Raw genomic sequence first — 15,790 nt, forward strand, 5'->3', positions numbered from 1 at the left:
TAACAAAATCCATTCACGCAAAATTAAATAAGAGAAGTGAGGGTTGACAATTGATTAATTTTTACCAAGCTTATCTTGAATCATTAAACAAATCACCCCATACTATCAAGCAGTATTGTATTGATAGTGAACAATTTTTAAAGTTTTTAGCTGAAAAAAATATAAGTTTGAATTCAGATTGTACAAAGTTAGTTAAAGATTATATTGCATACCTTCTCGAAAAATATGAATCCATTACATCTGTTAATCGAAAAATCTCTTCATTAAAAAACTTCCTAAATTTTTTGCATATGCGTAATTTAATACGAGTAGTTCCTGTAGATGAACTAAAACCTCTAAAAGCTAATGAAAATAAAATTGCGATGTTGCCATCGGACGAACTAAGAAAAGTATTACGTGTTTGGTTTGATGTTCATTCCACTACCGAGGATGAAGAATTCAAATGGATTGCATTAAGGAATTTTTGTATTGTAAGGTTAGTAGCAGAACTAAGTCTAAAACCAGCAGAAGTAGTGAAAATGAAGTGGTCACATATTCAAAATCGTAATATTTCTATCATTACAAGAAAGAAAGCTAGAAAATTGGATATTTCAAGCACTATGTTAGATTGGTTAGCTTTTTATAAAAAGGAAACTGAGAATTTATTCCCCGAAAGTGTTGGGGTAGACTTTATTTGGCTAGGGGTTGGGAATAGAAGAAACCATCCTATTACCGAAAAAACGATTGAACGCATTTTTCAATTCGTTTCAAAACAACTAGGCAAAAAAGTAACCGCAACAACGATCAGGTATTCAACCATTCATGAAGAAGTATTAAAAACTTCAGATATTGAAGTATATAAACAGTTTGGATATGCTAGAAATAGTGTATTACAAGAACGATTAAGAAGATTTTCTTAAAAACGGGAGAGATTATGAGTAGCTTGAATCCAACAAATTGTAGTTTAATTTTAGAAGGTGGCACTTTCCGTACTATTTATACAGCCGGAATTTTAGATGCATTTTTAGATCATAATCTTATGATGCCTTATATTGTAGGTATTTCAGCTGGGGCAATTAATGCTTGTTCGTACGTTTCGAGACAAAAGGAACGTACCTATCGTGTATTAGCAGATTACCGAAATGATAAACGTTATATGGGATTTCGTAATTTTATAAAAGAAAAGAGTCTATTTGGATTAGAGTTTGCTTATGATATTGTACCAAACCAACTGGATTTATTCGATTGGGATACGTATAAAAAGCATGAGGGAACTGTGTTATTTGGTGTTACAAACGCAATAACTGGCAACATTGAATATATGAATGCATTAGAAATGGATAAAAAGTGTACGATGTTAAGAGCAACTTGTGCAATTCCAGTGCTATTCCCAGAAATAAAAATGAATGACACACCTTATTTCGATGGAGGATTAGCGGATCCAATTCCTATTAAAAAAGCGATTGAAGATGGGTATAAAAAGCATGTCATTATTTTAACTAGACCACATGGATACAGAAAGCATTTGGACCGTCAAAGTAAATGGGTGATGCGTTTATTACGAAAGAAATATCCAAAACTAGTTGAACAAATGGCAGTTAGGGCTGATAAGTATAATCAAACGGTAGAATTCTGTGAAAAGTTAGAGCAAGAGGGTAAAGCCATGATTTTCAGACCAGAATTTCCATTAAACAGTATGGAAAAAAATGTGCTAAACTTGCGTCAAGGGTATGAAATGGGCTATAAACTAGGCAACGAAAAACTTGCTCAATTAGTACAGTTTATAAACAATTAATAAATAAAAGGAGTAGCGAAATATGTTAAAAGAAAAAGTATTTGCGCAATTAAAGACTGCAATGAAAGAAAAAGATGCACTGGCGAAGGGTGTTCTTACTTTATTAAAGTCGGCTTTAGATAAAGAAGAGAAGGAAAAAGGAGCTCAATTAACTGAAGAAGAGGAAATCGCAATTGTAAACCGTGAAATTAAACAAACGAATCAAGCATTAGACGGTGCAAAACAAGCAAATCGCGAAGATTTAATTGAAAAAGAAGAAAACAAACTGGCAATTCTAAAAGGCTTCCTTCCAAAACAATTATCAGAAGAAGAAATCGTTGCGGATTTAACCGAAGCTGGGGTAACAAAAGGAATGAACATGGGTGAAGCCATGAAAATTGCAAAACCATTATTAGCTGGTAAAGCAGATGGTGCTACAATGTCAAAAGTGGTGAAATCTTTAATTTCGTAATTTGAAGAACATAAAGAGTAGATGTGCGTCAAGACGTGCATCTGCTTTTTTGTGTGTTTTGAAGAGATTGGGACAAAAGTGGGTTTTTAAATTTATTTAGAAATAAAAGTTTTGAAAATCTGCTATTTAAAAAGTTGATTGGAATGGAGTGTGGCAGAGTGTAGCTGACGGCATTCGCCTTTCGCTACAGAGCAAATTGTATTCTGCATCGAAAGCGATAGCGTCAGATGCAAAGCTTCCTGCGGGAATAGCAAATTTATTTGCGACGAAAGCGTAAGCGACAGGAGCACTGAGCCGAAAATCCATTTTTGCCGGCCATAGTCGGCAAAAATTAGTTGAGGCCATGCCCGCGGAAAGCGTCCACACGGAATGGAAATCAACTTTCCACACATCAAAAAATCAACATTTTTCATTTAATAGAAATATTGATTTCTTTTGTCCCAGCTTCCTTTTCTGCAGCGAAGTTTCAATCTTTTCAATTTTTTCAGAAAAATTGTTGACAAGAAAAAAACTCTGTACTATATTAATAAAAAGAAAAACGAACTGTTATAGTACAATATTACAAAGGAGAGATGTTATATGTCAATTTATCGAGAAGGCTATGAGTATTATGTTTCAAAATGTTTGGATTTTGGGCTTGAACCAATCAATTTTTATTATTACGTACAACAACTATCGGAAGAGCAACTTGATCAATATAATCAACAAGCTCAAGAAATGAAAGGAAGAATGTAAAATGACTGACTATAGAATCGGATATGAATATTACAAACATGCTTGCCAACAATATGGTTTAGAACCAGTAAATTTCCATTATTACATTTTAAATTTATCTCAAGAACAGCTTGATGCTTACAATGAGCGTGCCCAAAAGAAGAGAGGTCGAGATATTGAAAATTAATCGAGTCAATCAAATTACTTGAAATACTAACTTGTCCGTAGAAACAAGTTAGTATTTTTTTTGGCAGAATGTTAATAAACCTACAAAAATTTGAAAATGATGATAAAATAGCTATATTGGTTTATTCGACAAACACAAGACATATTTCAACAAATGTATAAAAAATATACTCTAGGTATTTGAGATAATGGATTGTAATAGATGAGTGGAGGAAAACGATGACTAACGACATTCATTCTTCAACAAAGACAGCATTTATGGAACATACATATGATGAACTGAAAGATATAAAAGCAGCCCTCGATGAATCAGCCATTTTAGCAGTAACTGATCAAAAAGGTAATATTACTGCAGTCAATGACTTATTTTGTGAAATCTCAAAATATACTAGAGAAGAACTCATTGGAAAAAATCACAATATCTTAAATTCTGGTTTCCATTCTCGTTCCTTTTTTAAAGAGATGTGGAAGACTATTGGTAGTGGACAAACATGGCATGGTGAAATTTGCAACAAGGCAAAGGATGGTTCCTTATATTGGGTAAAGACTACAATAGTGCCTTTTTTAAATGAGAAGGGTAAACCTTATCAATATATTTCTATCCGATCAGATATTACTGCACAAAAAAATATCACAATTTTAAGTCACTTTGCTAATCATGATGATTTAACAGGATTGCCAAATCGACGTAACCTTTCGAGAAGATTAAATGAACAAATAAGCAAAAGTATAAACAATAATAAAAAATTTGCTTTATTTTTTATTGATATTAATCGATTCCGGAACATCAATGATGCATTAGGACATAATGTAGGGGATATGTTTTTAATTGAAGTTGCTGATCGTTTAAAAAAATTAGATACAACTGGTAATTCGTTTTATCGTTTAAACGGAGATGAATTTGTATTTTTATTAGAAGATACTGATCAAATTCATTATTACGCTGAGAAATTCATGCAAAAGTTTAAAAAGCCATTTAGCTTCAATAATTATGAATTTTACTCAAGTATTTGTATAGGAATTAGTATATATCCAGACCATGGTTTAACGGTGGATGATTTATTAGTAAGTGCTGATATGGCAATGTATGCAGCAAAAAATAAACGTGGCAATCAATACCAAGTTTTTAAAGAGAATATGAACGGGATGAACGACCGCGCTTTACTGCTGGAGTCAAAGCTACATCATGCAATAAAAAAAGATATATTAGAATTAGTGTATCAGCCTAAAATAGATGTACAAACGGAAGAAATGGTTGGTATGGAAGCGCTCCTTAGATGGAAGGACCCAGAATTAGGGAATATTCCGCCAAATCAATTTATTCCATTCGCCGAAGACTGTGGCTTAATCTGCGACATTGGTGAATGGGTTCTAAGAAAAGCTTCATTGCAAATTAAACAGTGGAAAGAACAATTTAATTTGGATTTACGAGTAGCTATCAATATTTCACCTATTCATTTTCAGGAAGTGAATTTTATTTCTCGACTCGTTTCAATTATCGAAGAAACAAAAGTAGATCCACACAACCTAGAGATTGAAATTACAGAAATGAGCATGATGGATTATAATAATGATCTCATAAATAAAATAACGGAAATGAAAGAATTAGGATTAACTGTAGCAATTGATGATTTTGGTACAGGTTATAGTTCATTAGGGTATTTAAAAGAATTTCCTATTGATGTATTAAAAATTGACCGCTCCTTTATTGTAAATATGAATGAAGGAGAGTCAGGGATTGCTATGGTTGCGGCGATTATTTCGTTGGCGCATGCATTGAACTTAAAAGTGGTTGCAGAAGGCGTTGAAACGGCGAAAGAACTTGAAATATTGAGAAAATATAATTGTGAATACGTACAAGGATATTATTTCAGCAAACCAATTAGCGTTGAAGAAATTACAGCTAAACTAAGTAGATAAGAAAGTAACAGGGACACTCATGGAAGGAGTTGTTCCTGTTTTTTGTTTCTATAAGACGGATTGTAATATTAAGTGCAACACCTGTAAGTCAAAATAGAAGAAGCCCACAACGACCTCGTATAAAATGTTAGTTACCACACAAACATCAAAGGAGGAATCGTTATGAGCTATACTCATCTTACCATATCTGAACGTTCAAAAATAGAAACTTACTTTGAGTTAGGTTATTCTATTCGACAAATTGCAGAATTTCTCAAGAGAAGTCCATCTACAATTTCAAGAGAGTTACGACGACATCTAAATTGTTCTCCTGAAGAGGCTCAAGCTCGATATCATAGTAATAAATCGAAGTGTGGAGCTAAGTCTAAACTAACACCTAAGTTAAAAGAAGTTGTTCAGAAAAAATTGGGCGAAACTTGGTCACCTGAACAGATTGTCGGACGCTTATATCCAGGAAAGCTAAGTTTTAAAAGTATCTATCGTTGGATTTACAACGGTTTATTAGAGGTGCCTCTTTCCACACTTCGTCAAAAAGGGAAACGCCAAAAACCGCGTGAAACAAGAGGTCGATTCAATATTGGTACACCAATCTCCAAACGCCCTAAGTATGTACGTAAACGTGAAACATTCGGTCATTGGGAACTGGATACTGTTGTTTCTGGACGTGGCCAAGCAAAGGGCTGTGTCGCTACCTTTATTGAACGCAAAACTCGCTGGTATAAAGCTGTACTTATTCCAAACCGTTCTGCTCAAGCAATGGAGGCAGCCGTTAAATGGTTATATCAAGAACTACCAAATGGCTCAATATTAACGGCTACGACTGACCGCGGAAAAGAATTTAGCTGTTACAACGTACTCGAAAAAGACTTAAATATCCAAGTTTATTTCGCGGACGCTTATTCATCATGGCAACGTGGCAGTAACGAAAATGCGAATGGTCTTTTACGTGAGTTCTTCCCAAAGAAAACAAACTTTGATCACGTAACGGAAAAAGAGATGGAACAAGCACTTAAACTTATCAACAATCGACCAAGAAAATGTCTTGGTTGGAAAACTGCATACGAGGCGTTTCAGGAAGAACTGTTGCACTTAATTTGACAAAGTATCATAAATAAAAAAAGCGCCAGACAGGGTACCTGTCCAGCGATAAAATTCTATTCACTCAATAAATTTTGTAGTTTTTCATATTCTTCATTTCCGATAGAATCATAATATTGATATAAAAGGTCTGAATCAACTTTGATTGTATCTTTATGATTTAGGTACAATTGCTCTGTTAAATGACGGATGATAATCGGTACTGGTTTGTTATGGTTAAACTGATTGATATGTTTTTCTATAAACGATTCTGAAAGCTCACACCATAAATTGTTACCGAGTGCTTCAAAATCGACATATTGTAAATGGGCATTTAAAAATTCATCAGTTAAATGCTCATTATATTGACAAACGATATTCCAATCAAGTGCGTCTCGATAACGGTGTAACCAGTGTGGTTCAAAGATTGCACTAATTAGTTCTACTTGCTTATCAGAGTATCCTTTGAAAATTGCATCCATTTCTTTATTGGAACGTTTTTTATAACCCATTTCATCATAAATTTGACAAGCTAAAGAAGGAATACCTTTCACCATATGTTCACTACCTGGCCACTTGTATAGTCCACGGTCAAATTCAAAAAATTGGAACTCTAAAATTTCTTCCTCTTCCTCAGGTACCTCGTCATCTAATAAGTGGATGGTACTATATTCACTAAAATACGTATCGTCTTCAATAAACAAATCAATTTCATCTTCAAAATGTTGATTCATTTTAACTTTTTGTCTACGTAATTCCTCAATAATATATCTTTTAAATGATGCTGAAAGTCGTGATAACACAGGATAATTATATTGTAAAGAAGATACATCGATTTGATCTAAATGGTCGATTAAATAGTTCTCAGTCAATAGGTCACAAGCGTAGCAAACATAAGAAAAATCAACATAATCCAAATATGCTTCAAATTCGTTTGGATGCAATTTCACTAAGTTGTAACGCCAAAAACAATAATCATGAACAAACTTCTTCGTAAAATGTGGGTTTGCCTCAAGGATATCTTTCATATCAAGGTCATCAATAATCGGTCCTACATAGGAAGGAATCGATGTTACATCAAAATCTTTAGGGAAGTTTAATTTTTCTAAAGATTGCTTAGGCTTAAATCTTCTTTTGCGATTCGGATATGTTTTTAAACTATATGTTCCAATAGAACCTCGCTCATCAAGTAAAATATAAGCTAGTTCTTGTTTTTGATCGCGAGTAAGTTTCACGTTTTTTGGGAATTTTACTGAGGCATAATATGTAATATTAGCCATATCATAGAAAAATTTATAATCGCCCTCAGCCGTAAATTCAGAGCGAGATGAATTCTTTTTCCAATATAATAGTGCTCCATTTATCGGAGGGTAATTAGAAAATTGGATATTTGCAATAGAGAAGATATTATGAGAAAGAGACTCATCATAAACGGTTTTAATAAATTCGATATTTTTAATTTTCAGCATCGTATACCTCCATAAAACTATTATAAACGTTCAAATGAATTATCAAAATAAAAAAGTACTATAAAATTTTGTCGATATTCATAATTTTCTAGTAAAAAGAGATAGAATAGTCCACTTTAATATAATATTTTTTAATAAAGACTAATAGAACTAGATAAAGTAAAAAAATTTAAAGGGAGATCAATTCTGATCTCCCTTTTTACCGTTATTATTCTGTTTTTCAGATTTGTTCTTGTTGTTACTTTGAGATTGTTTTGCGTTTTCATTACTCTTTTGTTCTTTTTTAAGCTGTTGTTGTTCTACTTTTTCTTGTCCAGGAGGTGTTTGTTTCTCTTTCATTTTATTATTTTGAGGATTTGTATGCTCTGGTGTTATAGCTTTTTTGTTCTCGTTGTTTGGTTTTTGTATAGACTGTTTACTATTTGGATTATTTTCATTTTTCGATTCTTTTTCTTTAATTGGTGTCTCTTGATTTTTTATATCTTCCACTTCAGAAGGTTTTGAATGTTGTTTTTCTTTATGTTGTTTAAGTGCTTTTTCAATTCTATCATTTAAATTTGTATCTACTTGATTTTTATAATTCGTATTAATTTCATAATCTTCATTTTTGGGTGGAAATTCTTCTATTACATCAGTAATAACGACATCGATCGATTTACCTTGATAATGATTGAGTTCAAGTTTTTCATCTTTAAGTGATCGTGCTGAAATAACTTTCCCGTTTTTATCTACCTTAAATTCAATCGATTTTTCCCCTTCTAATTGAATAGTTGCATAGACATTGTTTGATTGATAAAACAATGAAGAGGTTAGGAGTAACATAATTAAAGCAGCTACAATTGCTGGTGCTAAAAACTTTAAAGTCCTACGGCGATTAGGGGTAGCAGTTAATCGAAATTCTACTTCATCACCAATTTCAGCGTTAGCATGCAAAGGAATGCCGCGAAGAAATTCACCATTTCTTGTCATGAAAATCATATCGTATTTATTTTTTTCACAAACAATTCCTTTGTAGGTCCGCATTAAATGATTTCTCCTTTTACATAATCTTTTAAGAAATTAAAATCACTATTTAACAATAATACTACTGCAATAATGTATTTACGATGACGTTCAATGGTTTTTCTTGATACTTCAACTAGTGACTCAATCTCTTTTATAGGTAGTTTTTTATTTGATATTAAATAGGTATAAAGTTCATCGCTCTCTGAAATGATTTGAGCAATATAAAAAGCAGTCTTTCTTGAATCCGTATGTTTTGGAGAGCATTTTGTTAGCTCTTTGAAGGATAAATTGTAATTTGCAAGAGCTTGTCTGTATAGAACTAACTCTTCTTTTCTATCTTCAACTTGTTGTGTTTCTGTATATGTATGGATTGATTGATGATCTAAAAAGGTTTGAGATGATTCATCGACGTATTGTAATTTTTCGTTTCGAGCACTTTCTTGACGAATAAAATCAACTAATCTTCGTTTGATGATTAAGTGGGCAAAAGTAAGAAATGATGCGCCTTTTGAAGGTTCAAAGGTGACAATTGCGTCATGAAACGCATTCATTGCAATACTAAACTCTTCATCATGTTCGTCAATGGGTCGTTTACAAACGAAGGAAGCAGTTTTTTTCATAAATGCGGTATTAGCAAAAAGGAGGTCATGTAAAACCTCCTTATCGCCTGCTTTTGCTAATTGAGCAAGCTCATTCATATTTTGTTTTTTATTAAAAATCCCATGAATAATAGACAAAAGCATACATACCCTCCGTTATCGCTCAATGAATTCCTTGATTGTATATGGCTTTCACGGAAATGAAAAGTAATCCTTGTGTATTGAAATAATATTTTAATATTATTGGATAATTTTACTTTTTATTTTTTCCAGCTTGTTTTTCTGCATTGTGATTTGGTTTTAACGCTTCTATTTCAGATTTATGTTCAGCTTTTAAAGCTTGTTTTTCTTCTTTTTGTTTTTCTCTCAGCTCTTTTTTCTCTTGTTTATGTTCTTCTTTAAGAGCCTTTACTTGAGTTTTTGTTGCTTGTTTAGTAGTTTCCTCAACTACAGGCTTTGTAGCAGGTGCTTTCGTTTCATCAGTAGTAGTTTCTTGTTTTTTAGCAGCTTGTTTTGCTTCAAATTTCGCGATTGCTCTTTCTGCGTTTCTTACAATCGCAGCTTTTGCTGTATCATTACCTGCATTTTCATAAGCTTGTTTTAATGCCACTAAGTTACCAGCTGTATAACCAGCAGGAATTTCAGGGAATTTAGATACTTTGTTGTTATCTTCAGATGTTGTTTCAGCTTCAGATTCTGTAGTATCTTCAGTAGGTTCAACCACTTCTGTTGCTCCTGTATCCTCTGTTTCTTTGTTTTCTTCAGATTCTGTAATTAAATCGCTAACATCCACAACATTAGTGTCACTTTGTTCAGTTGTCGTGTTTTCTTCTGTTGTAACATCAGTAGTAGTGTCTAATGATTCATTTGTTGTAATTTCTGTTGTTTCATCTGCTGATTTAAATAAGTTTTCGTCTGCAAGTGCAAAGCTTGATCCTGCGATTGTTAATGATGCTGCAAGGATTGCTACGCCTGTTTTTTTGAATTTCATATTAGTCACCTCTATTTGTATTTGTCCAATTTAACCTCGGACACTTATTTATTCGTAGAGTTGTAGAATATTTATGGGGGTAGGTTAAAAATTTTTTTTAAAAACTTCAAACTTATGACCGAGGGAAATCAAATTATTAATATGTTATTGTATTAATATAGTTTTAATACTTTTCATGGCGGTTAATGATAAAAACCGCTCTTTTTTTGGACACAAAGTATTATTCAAAGAAACTATCAGGTTATATCCTGCAAATATACATGATAGGTGGAATGAAAATTGAATTACCAAGTATTACTTTATTATCACTATACGACTATAGAAGATCCTGCTGCTTTTTCTGCTGAGCATTTAGAGGCATGTAAAGCATTAAACTTAAAAGGCAGAATTCTAGTTGCAGCTGAAGGAATTAACGGCACTGTGTCAGGTACGATTGAAGATACAAATGCTTATATGGAAATGATGAAAAACAATTCTTTATTTGAAGGCATTGTTTTCAAAATTGACGAAGCTGAAGGTCATGCGTTTAAGAAAATGCATGTTCGTCCACGTCCAGAGTTAGTAAATTTAAGTCTTGAAGATGATATCAATCCAAAAGAAATTACAGGTCGATATCTTTCTCCAGAACAATTCTTTGAAGAAATGCAACAGGAAGATACAGTTGTACTGGATGTACGTAACACTTACGAATATGAAGTAGGTCATTTCCGTGGGGCGATTCGTCCAGAAGTAGAAACATTCCGTGATACTCCACAATGGGTACGTGAAAACCGTGAACTATTCGAAGGGAAACGGGTATTAACATATTGTACTGGTGGGATTCGATGTGAAAAATTCTCTGGCTGGTTAAAGCGTGAAGGAATTGGAGAAGATGTTGGTCAACTTCATGGCGGTATTGCAACTTATGGGAAAGATCCAGTAGCAAAAGGACAGCTTTGGGATGGTCAAATGTATGTATTTGACGAAAGACTAACTGTACCGATTAATCAGGTTGAGCATGTAGTTGTGGGGAAAGATCATTTTGATGGAACACCATGTGAACGTTATGTAAATTGTGCGAACCCAGAATGTAATAAACAAATTTTATGTTCTGAGGAAAACGAACGTAAACATTTAGGTGGCTGTACAATTGAATGTTCAAAACATGAGCGAAACCGTTATATTGTAAAGCACAACTTAACAGAAGAATTTGTACAACAACAAATCAAATGGCTAGAGGAAACGCTAGTCTAACTAGGATTGAAGGGACTTATGAAAATAGGTTCCTTCTTTTTTTATTTTCTTTAAATTTAAAAAACTTTATTTCTCCAAAATTTGTGTTAATCTAATAATGAGATAGGTTTTATCTAATAAATAGATTAATTAAACTGTTCAAAAAAGGGAGAATCATATTATGGGTGCAACAGAATTTCGTATTGAAAAAGATTTTCTAGGGGAAAAACAAATACCGGTAAATGCTTATTATGGCGTTCAAACAATGAGAGCGGTGGAAAACTTTCCGATTACGGCGTATCGAATTCATCCTGAACTAATTAAATCTCTAGGGATTGTAAAAAAAGCTGCAGCACTTGCCAATATTGAAGTAGGCATGTTAGATCAAAATATTGGTCAATACATTTTACAAGCTTGTGATGAAGTCATTGCAGGTAAATGGAATGACCAATTCATTGTGGACCCAATTCAAGGGGGAGCAGGTACTTCTGTGAATATGAATGCAAATGAAGTGATTGCAAACCGCGCACTTGAATTGATGGGTGAGGAAAAAGGAAACTATAAAGTTATTAGCCCAAATACGCATATTAATATGTCTCAATCAACAAACGATGCTTTCCCAACTGCAACACATATTGCGGTTTTAAGTTTAATGAATGAACTGATTGAATCAACGAAAGCAATGCATAGTGCCTTTGTTGCGAAATCAAAAGAATTCGCTGGCATTATTAAAATGGGTCGTACACATCTTCAAGATGCTGTGCCGATTTTATTAGGGCAAGAATTTGAAGCATATAGCCGTGTTGTTGGACGTGACATTGATCGTATTTCACTTTCAAGACATCACTTGTTTGAAGTGAACATGGGTGCAACAGCAGTTGGTACAGGATTAAATGCGGACCCAACTTATATTGATGCAGTTGTACGAAACCTTAGCGAATTAAGTGGCTTACCATTAAGTCGTGCAGAACATTTAGTAGATGCTACGCAAAATACAGATTGCTATACAGAAGTATCGGCTGCATTAAAAGTTTGTATGATTAATATGTCAAAAATTGCAAATGACCTACGTTTAATGGCATCTGGACCGCGCGATGGATTGTTTGAAATTATTCTTCCGGCACGTCAACCAGGTTCATCTATTATGCCAGGTAAGGTAAACCCTGTAATGGCAGAAGTGGTAAACCAAGTTGCATTCCAAGTGATTGGGAACGATTTAACGATTTCCCAAGCATCAGAAGCTGGGCAATTTGAACTGAACGTAATGGAGCCAGTATTATTCTTCAACTTAATTCAATCAATTTCGATTATGAGCAATGTCTTTAAAACATTTACTGAAAAATGTTTAATCGGCATTAAAGCAAATGAAGAACATTTAAAAGAATACGTTGAAAAAAGTGTAGGTATTATCACAGCTGTGAACCCACACATCGGCTATGAGTTAGCAGCACAAATTGCAAAAGAAGCAATTTCAACAGGTCAATCTGTTCGTGAACTATGCTTAAAATCTGGTGCATTAACAGAAGAACAACTTGACCAAATCTTAAATCCATATGAAATGACTCGCCCAGGTATTGCTGGTGGTAGAGATTTAGTAAAACATTAATGATATGAAGGAAGAACTCGGGTAATGAGTTCTTTCTTTTTTTATTCATTTACGCATCTTTAAAATGATAAAATGGTAAAAACTGACAAATAAAATTAAAGGGTGAAGTAGTCTTGAATGAAAAACTATTAGTTCGATTAAAAGAAATCTTAATAGATTGCGTAAAAAAGCACACTGTAATCGAGTATGGACAATTAAGCAAAGCGTTAAATGGGGCTATTCCACCTATAAAACTGAATGAACCTTTGGGGGAAGTATCATATCGCTGTATTCAAAAGGGTTTTCCTCCTTTATCAGTTCTTGTAGTCAATCGTGATACGCAAAGACCGGGAGAAGGCTTTTTTACATGGGTAGCAGCACAAATGGGGTATCCAGACTTACCAGGATCGGAATGGGAAAATTTCTTTCAAGAGCAATTTGAAAACGTAATAAACTTTGATAACTGGGATGAATTTTTGCAAAGTTATCAAAAGAATCAAGGGAAGAAATTACAAGAGACACAAAACAATACGTGGATTTTTCAGGGAAACCCGATTCATTTTAGAATAAATGACTATCTTAGTGAGAATACAAACATTATTTGGAATTTAAAGCAAGAGCATTATCAAAATAAAATTAAAATTGGAGATACAGTTTATATATGGCGTTCTGATGGTGGTCAAAAAGGAACTGGAGGTGTTATCGCAAAAGGAAAGATTACAGGAGTCCCTTTTTTAAACAATGATCCAAGCCATTATTGGAATAATACAGATGGACTAGAGCAAACATTAAAAGTGCCAATAGAAATTGAAGATAGTTTATTGGTTGAGGGGTTTATTACTCGACAGGAATTATTAGAACATCCAAAACTTAAAAATCTATTAATTCTTAAAATGTCGAATCAAACTAATTATTTAGTAAATAAAGATCAAGTAACCTCGTTAGATGAATTATGGAAAGAGAAAATGACACATAGTGCAAAATTTAATCAGGAGAAGTTTAACTCGGAACTTAGCAATAAAGATTATGTAAAAGGACAAGAAACACCATTCTATGTAATTACCGTTAAAAAGTTCACGAATGAAGAGCCTTTTATATATGATGTATTGTTAATAGAGAATCATCAGGTTGTTAGTTCAGTGCAAGTAGCGAATAGTTCATCGAAAAATTTATTTGCTAAAGCAAAACAAAAGGCAGTGGAATTATTATTTGCACACAATCCAGACGTGAATTTAGAAGATGTTTCGATGATTCATTATCAAGTAGATTCATGGATTAAGGAGCCTCGAAATAGTTTTAGTACTCTTTTTAATAAAAAACGTTTGCATTATACGATTGTCCAAGATTTACAAGCAGAGAAATCACAATACCCATCATTCTACAAAGATGGGGAAGTGAAACAGTATTATGGTAATCGATATGAAAGAAAAGCCACGAATCGATTACGAGCAATCGAAATTCATGGTACATCTTGTATGGTATGTGGGTTTAATTATGAGGAAGTGTACGGGGAACATGGGAAAGATTTTATTGAAGTACATCATGTAAAACCATTGAGCACGTTAGATAAAGCGGTTGAAATTGACCCAGAAAAAGACTTAGCTCCTGTTTGTGCTAACTGTCATCGAATGTTGCACAGGAAGCGTGACCATGTATTGAGTATTGAAGAATTGAAAGCAATATTAAAGAAATAAGTTATAAAACACCGTTTAAAATTAAACGGTGTTATTTTTGTTGACAATATACCTATAGGGGTATATGATGTAACTGTAAGCAAGAGATAAACTTAAAGGAGGGGCAGTACAGTTGAATATGTATGATGATAAATTAAAAAACAGAATTAAACGTATTGAAGGTCAGCTTCGAGGAGTTTTGAAGATGATGGATGAAGGCAAAGATTGTAAAGAAGTCATCACTCAATTATCTGCTGTCCGTTCTGGTGTAGACCGATCAATTGGCTTGATTGTCAGTCAAAATTTACTTGAATGTATTCAGAACGCAAATGGAGATGAAGAAGTTCTCAATAACTCCATCCAAGAAGCAGTGAATTTATTTGTAAAGAGTCGTTAATTTCGACTTTTTATTTATAAATAAAATTATACCCATACAGGTATGGGTTGGAATTGAGGTGTAGTTTATGGAAACTTGGTTTGTGATAGGGATATTAATCATATTTCTAATTTGGCGGTTCCGACCAGCAAAAGGTGTAAAAACAATTTCAACTTCGGAATTAAAAACGCTTTTAAATGATGAAAATAAATTGTTTATCGATGTTCGAACACCTGGAGAATTTAAAGGACGTAATATTCGCCAATTTAAAAATATCCCATTAGGCTCGGACTTCTCAAAACTTCCAAAAGACAAGGAAATTGTTGTGATTTGTCAAAGTGGCATGAGAAGCTCCCAAGCATGTAAACAACTTAAGAAATTAGGTTTTGAAAATGTAACGAATGTTCGTGGCGGCATGAGTGCATGGAGAAACTAGGAGGTTATTCAAATGCAAGAAATCAGTGCAAAAGAAGTTCAACAACGATTAGAAGCTGGTGAACAGTTAAATCTTATCGATGTTCGAGAAGTTCACGAAGTAGAGGCTGGGCATATACCAAATATTCTTCACATCCCACTTGGATTACTTGGATTCCGCCAAAATGAACTTGATAAAAATAAGCAATATATTATGGTTTGTCGTTCTGGTGGAAGAAGTGCACAAGCTACTCAATATTTACAAAGCCATGGTTTTAATGTGATGAATATGGCCGGTGGAATGCTTGAATGGGAAGGAAAGATAGAATAATTTTTTTGAGTGA

Annotated in this window: 17 protein-coding genes; 13 read left to right on the forward strand and 4 right to left on the reverse strand. The window is 33.5% G+C overall.

Features of this window, described 5'->3' with window-relative positions:
* The first annotated feature begins 50 nt into the window (after positions 1-50).
* The 7 genes from NKR20_RS08150 to NKR20_RS08180 all read left to right on the forward strand — a co-directional run bounded on the left by NKR20_RS08150 (position 51) and on the right by NKR20_RS08180 (position 6,143).
* On the forward strand, positions 51-899 hold the full coding sequence (locus NKR20_RS08150) for a tyrosine-type recombinase/integrase (protein WP_121215371.1): 849 nt from the start codon (positions 51-53) through the stop codon (positions 897-899).
* 14 nt (positions 900-913) lie between these two features.
* Entirely contained in the window at positions 914-1,774 is an 861-nt protein-coding gene (locus tag NKR20_RS08155; protein ID WP_121215370.1) for a patatin-like phospholipase family protein, read from the forward strand.
* Between the two features lie 22 nt (positions 1,775-1,796).
* Positions 1,797-2,225, forward strand: coding sequence for a GatB/YqeY domain-containing protein (locus NKR20_RS08160; protein WP_253425209.1), 429 nt, complete (start codon positions 1,797-1,799; stop codon positions 2,223-2,225).
* Between the two features lie 579 nt (positions 2,226-2,804).
* Positions 2,805-2,960, forward strand: a complete 156-nt coding sequence (locus tag NKR20_RS08165) for a transcriptional regulator (RefSeq protein ID WP_121215368.1) — start codon at positions 2,805-2,807, stop codon at positions 2,958-2,960.
* 1 nt (position 2,961) lies between these two features.
* The gene (locus NKR20_RS08170; RefSeq protein WP_121215367.1) at positions 2,962-3,126 is read left to right on the forward strand and encodes a transcriptional regulator; all 165 of its coding nucleotides are present in this window, start codon (positions 2,962-2,964) and stop codon (positions 3,124-3,126) included.
* 218 nt (positions 3,127-3,344) lie between these two features.
* Positions 3,345-5,045: a sensor domain-containing protein gene (locus tag NKR20_RS08175; RefSeq protein ID WP_253425212.1), complete on the forward strand. Its 1,701-nt coding sequence runs from the start codon at positions 3,345-3,347 to the stop codon at positions 5,043-5,045.
* 162 nt (positions 5,046-5,207) lie between these two features.
* Positions 5,208-6,143 carry an IS30 family transposase gene (locus NKR20_RS08180; RefSeq protein ID WP_253425216.1) on the forward strand — a complete coding sequence of 312 codons (936 nt, stop codon included), beginning with the start codon at positions 5,208-5,210 and terminating at the stop codon, positions 6,141-6,143.
* 56 nt (positions 6,144-6,199) lie between these two features.
* On the opposite strand, the gene NKR20_RS08185 is transcribed toward NKR20_RS08180, so the two are convergent.
* The 4 genes from NKR20_RS08185 to NKR20_RS08200 all read right to left on the reverse strand — a co-directional run bounded on the left by NKR20_RS08185 (position 6,200) and on the right by NKR20_RS08200 (position 10,186).
* Positions 6,200-7,591 carry a nucleoside-diphosphate sugar epimerase gene (locus tag NKR20_RS08185; protein WP_253425218.1) on the reverse strand — a complete coding sequence of 464 codons (1,392 nt, stop codon included), beginning with the start codon at positions 7,589-7,591 and terminating at the stop codon, positions 6,200-6,202.
* Positions 7,592-7,771: 180 nt separating this feature from the next.
* Positions 7,772-8,614, reverse strand: a complete 843-nt coding sequence (locus tag NKR20_RS08190) for an anti-sigma factor domain-containing protein (protein WP_253425221.1) — start codon at positions 8,612-8,614, stop codon at positions 7,772-7,774.
* Positions 8,614-9,339: an RNA polymerase sigma-I factor gene (gene sigI, locus NKR20_RS08195; RefSeq protein ID WP_253425225.1), complete on the reverse strand. Its 726-nt coding sequence runs from the start codon at positions 9,337-9,339 to the stop codon at positions 8,614-8,616. Before sigI ends, NKR20_RS08190 begins: the two co-directional genes overlap by 1 nt.
* A gap of 109 nt (positions 9,340-9,448) precedes the next feature.
* The gene (locus tag NKR20_RS08200; protein ID WP_253425230.1) at positions 9,449-10,186 is read right to left on the reverse strand and encodes a hypothetical protein; all 738 of its coding nucleotides are present in this window, start codon (positions 10,184-10,186) and stop codon (positions 9,449-9,451) included.
* A gap of 279 nt (positions 10,187-10,465) precedes the next feature.
* Between NKR20_RS08200 and trhO the strand changes: the two genes are divergently transcribed.
* From trhO to NKR20_RS08230, 6 genes are all read left to right on the forward strand, one after another.
* Positions 10,466-11,419: an oxygen-dependent tRNA uridine(34) hydroxylase TrhO gene (trhO, locus tag NKR20_RS08205; protein WP_253425233.1), complete on the forward strand. Its 954-nt coding sequence runs from the start codon at positions 10,466-10,468 to the stop codon at positions 11,417-11,419.
* 160 nt (positions 11,420-11,579) lie between these two features.
* On the forward strand, positions 11,580-13,004 hold the full coding sequence (gene aspA, locus NKR20_RS08210) for an aspartate ammonia-lyase (protein WP_253425236.1): 1,425 nt from the start codon (positions 11,580-11,582) through the stop codon (positions 13,002-13,004).
* A gap of 113 nt (positions 13,005-13,117) precedes the next feature.
* Positions 13,118-14,677, forward strand: a complete 1,560-nt coding sequence (locus tag NKR20_RS08215; protein WP_253425239.1) for an EVE domain-containing protein — start codon at positions 13,118-13,120, stop codon at positions 14,675-14,677.
* Between the two features lie 118 nt (positions 14,678-14,795).
* Positions 14,796-15,053 (forward strand): metal-sensitive transcriptional regulator, encoded by a 258-nt coding sequence (locus NKR20_RS08220; protein ID WP_301286001.1) that lies wholly within the window; start codon positions 14,796-14,798, stop codon positions 15,051-15,053.
* A 67-nt stretch (positions 15,054-15,120) separates the two neighbouring features.
* Positions 15,121-15,468, forward strand: a complete 348-nt coding sequence (locus NKR20_RS08225) for a rhodanese-like domain-containing protein (protein ID WP_121215358.1) — start codon at positions 15,121-15,123, stop codon at positions 15,466-15,468.
* Between the two features lie 12 nt (positions 15,469-15,480).
* A complete protein-coding gene (locus tag NKR20_RS08230) occupies positions 15,481-15,777 on the forward strand; it encodes a rhodanese-like domain-containing protein (RefSeq protein ID WP_121215357.1) in 297 nt (98 codons plus the stop codon).
* Positions 15,778-15,790 lie beyond the last annotated feature (13 nt).

Source organism: Ureibacillus endophyticus, from assembly GCF_024159215.1.
GTDB lineage: Bacteria > Bacillota > Bacilli > Bacillales_A > Planococcaceae > Ureibacillus > Ureibacillus endophyticus.

What these genes read in the sequence shown, in the direction of transcription:
- NKR20_RS08180 (WP_253425216.1), top strand. Translation starts at nt 5,208, where the DNA reads ATGAGCTATACTCATCTTACCATATCTGAACGTTCAAAAATAGAAACT.
- NKR20_RS08200 (WP_253425230.1), bottom strand. Translation starts at nt 10,186, where the DNA reads ATGAAATTCAAAAAAACAGGCGTAGCAATCCTTGCAGCATCATTAACA.
- aspA (WP_253425236.1), top strand. Translation starts at nt 11,580, where the DNA reads ATGGGTGCAACAGAATTTCGTATTGAAAAAGATTTTCTAGGGGAAAAA.
- sigI (WP_253425225.1), bottom strand. Translation starts at nt 9,339, where the DNA reads ATGCTTTTGTCTATTATTCATGGGATTTTTAATAAAAAACAAAATATG.
- NKR20_RS08220 (WP_301286001.1), top strand. Translation starts at nt 14,796, where the DNA reads ATGTATGATGATAAATTAAAAAACAGAATTAAACGTATTGAAGGTCAG.
- NKR20_RS08165 (WP_121215368.1), top strand. Translation starts at nt 2,805, where the DNA reads ATGTCAATTTATCGAGAAGGCTATGAGTATTATGTTTCAAAATGTTTG.
- NKR20_RS08230 (WP_121215357.1), top strand. Translation starts at nt 15,481, where the DNA reads ATGCAAGAAATCAGTGCAAAAGAAGTTCAACAACGATTAGAAGCTGGT.
- NKR20_RS08155 (WP_121215370.1), top strand. Translation starts at nt 914, where the DNA reads ATGAGTAGCTTGAATCCAACAAATTGTAGTTTAATTTTAGAAGGTGGC.
- NKR20_RS08160 (WP_253425209.1), top strand. Translation starts at nt 1,797, where the DNA reads ATGTTAAAAGAAAAAGTATTTGCGCAATTAAAGACTGCAATGAAAGAA.
- NKR20_RS08170 (WP_121215367.1), top strand. Translation starts at nt 2,962, where the DNA reads ATGACTGACTATAGAATCGGATATGAATATTACAAACATGCTTGCCAA.
- NKR20_RS08185 (WP_253425218.1), bottom strand. Translation starts at nt 7,591, where the DNA reads ATGCTGAAAATTAAAAATATCGAATTTATTAAAACCGTTTATGATGAG.
- NKR20_RS08175 (WP_253425212.1), top strand. Translation starts at nt 3,345, where the DNA reads ATGACTAACGACATTCATTCTTCAACAAAGACAGCATTTATGGAACAT.
- NKR20_RS08225 (WP_121215358.1), top strand. Translation starts at nt 15,121, where the DNA reads ATGGAAACTTGGTTTGTGATAGGGATATTAATCATATTTCTAATTTGG.
- NKR20_RS08190 (WP_253425221.1), bottom strand. Translation starts at nt 8,614, where the DNA reads ATGCGGACCTACAAAGGAATTGTTTGTGAAAAAAATAAATACGATATG.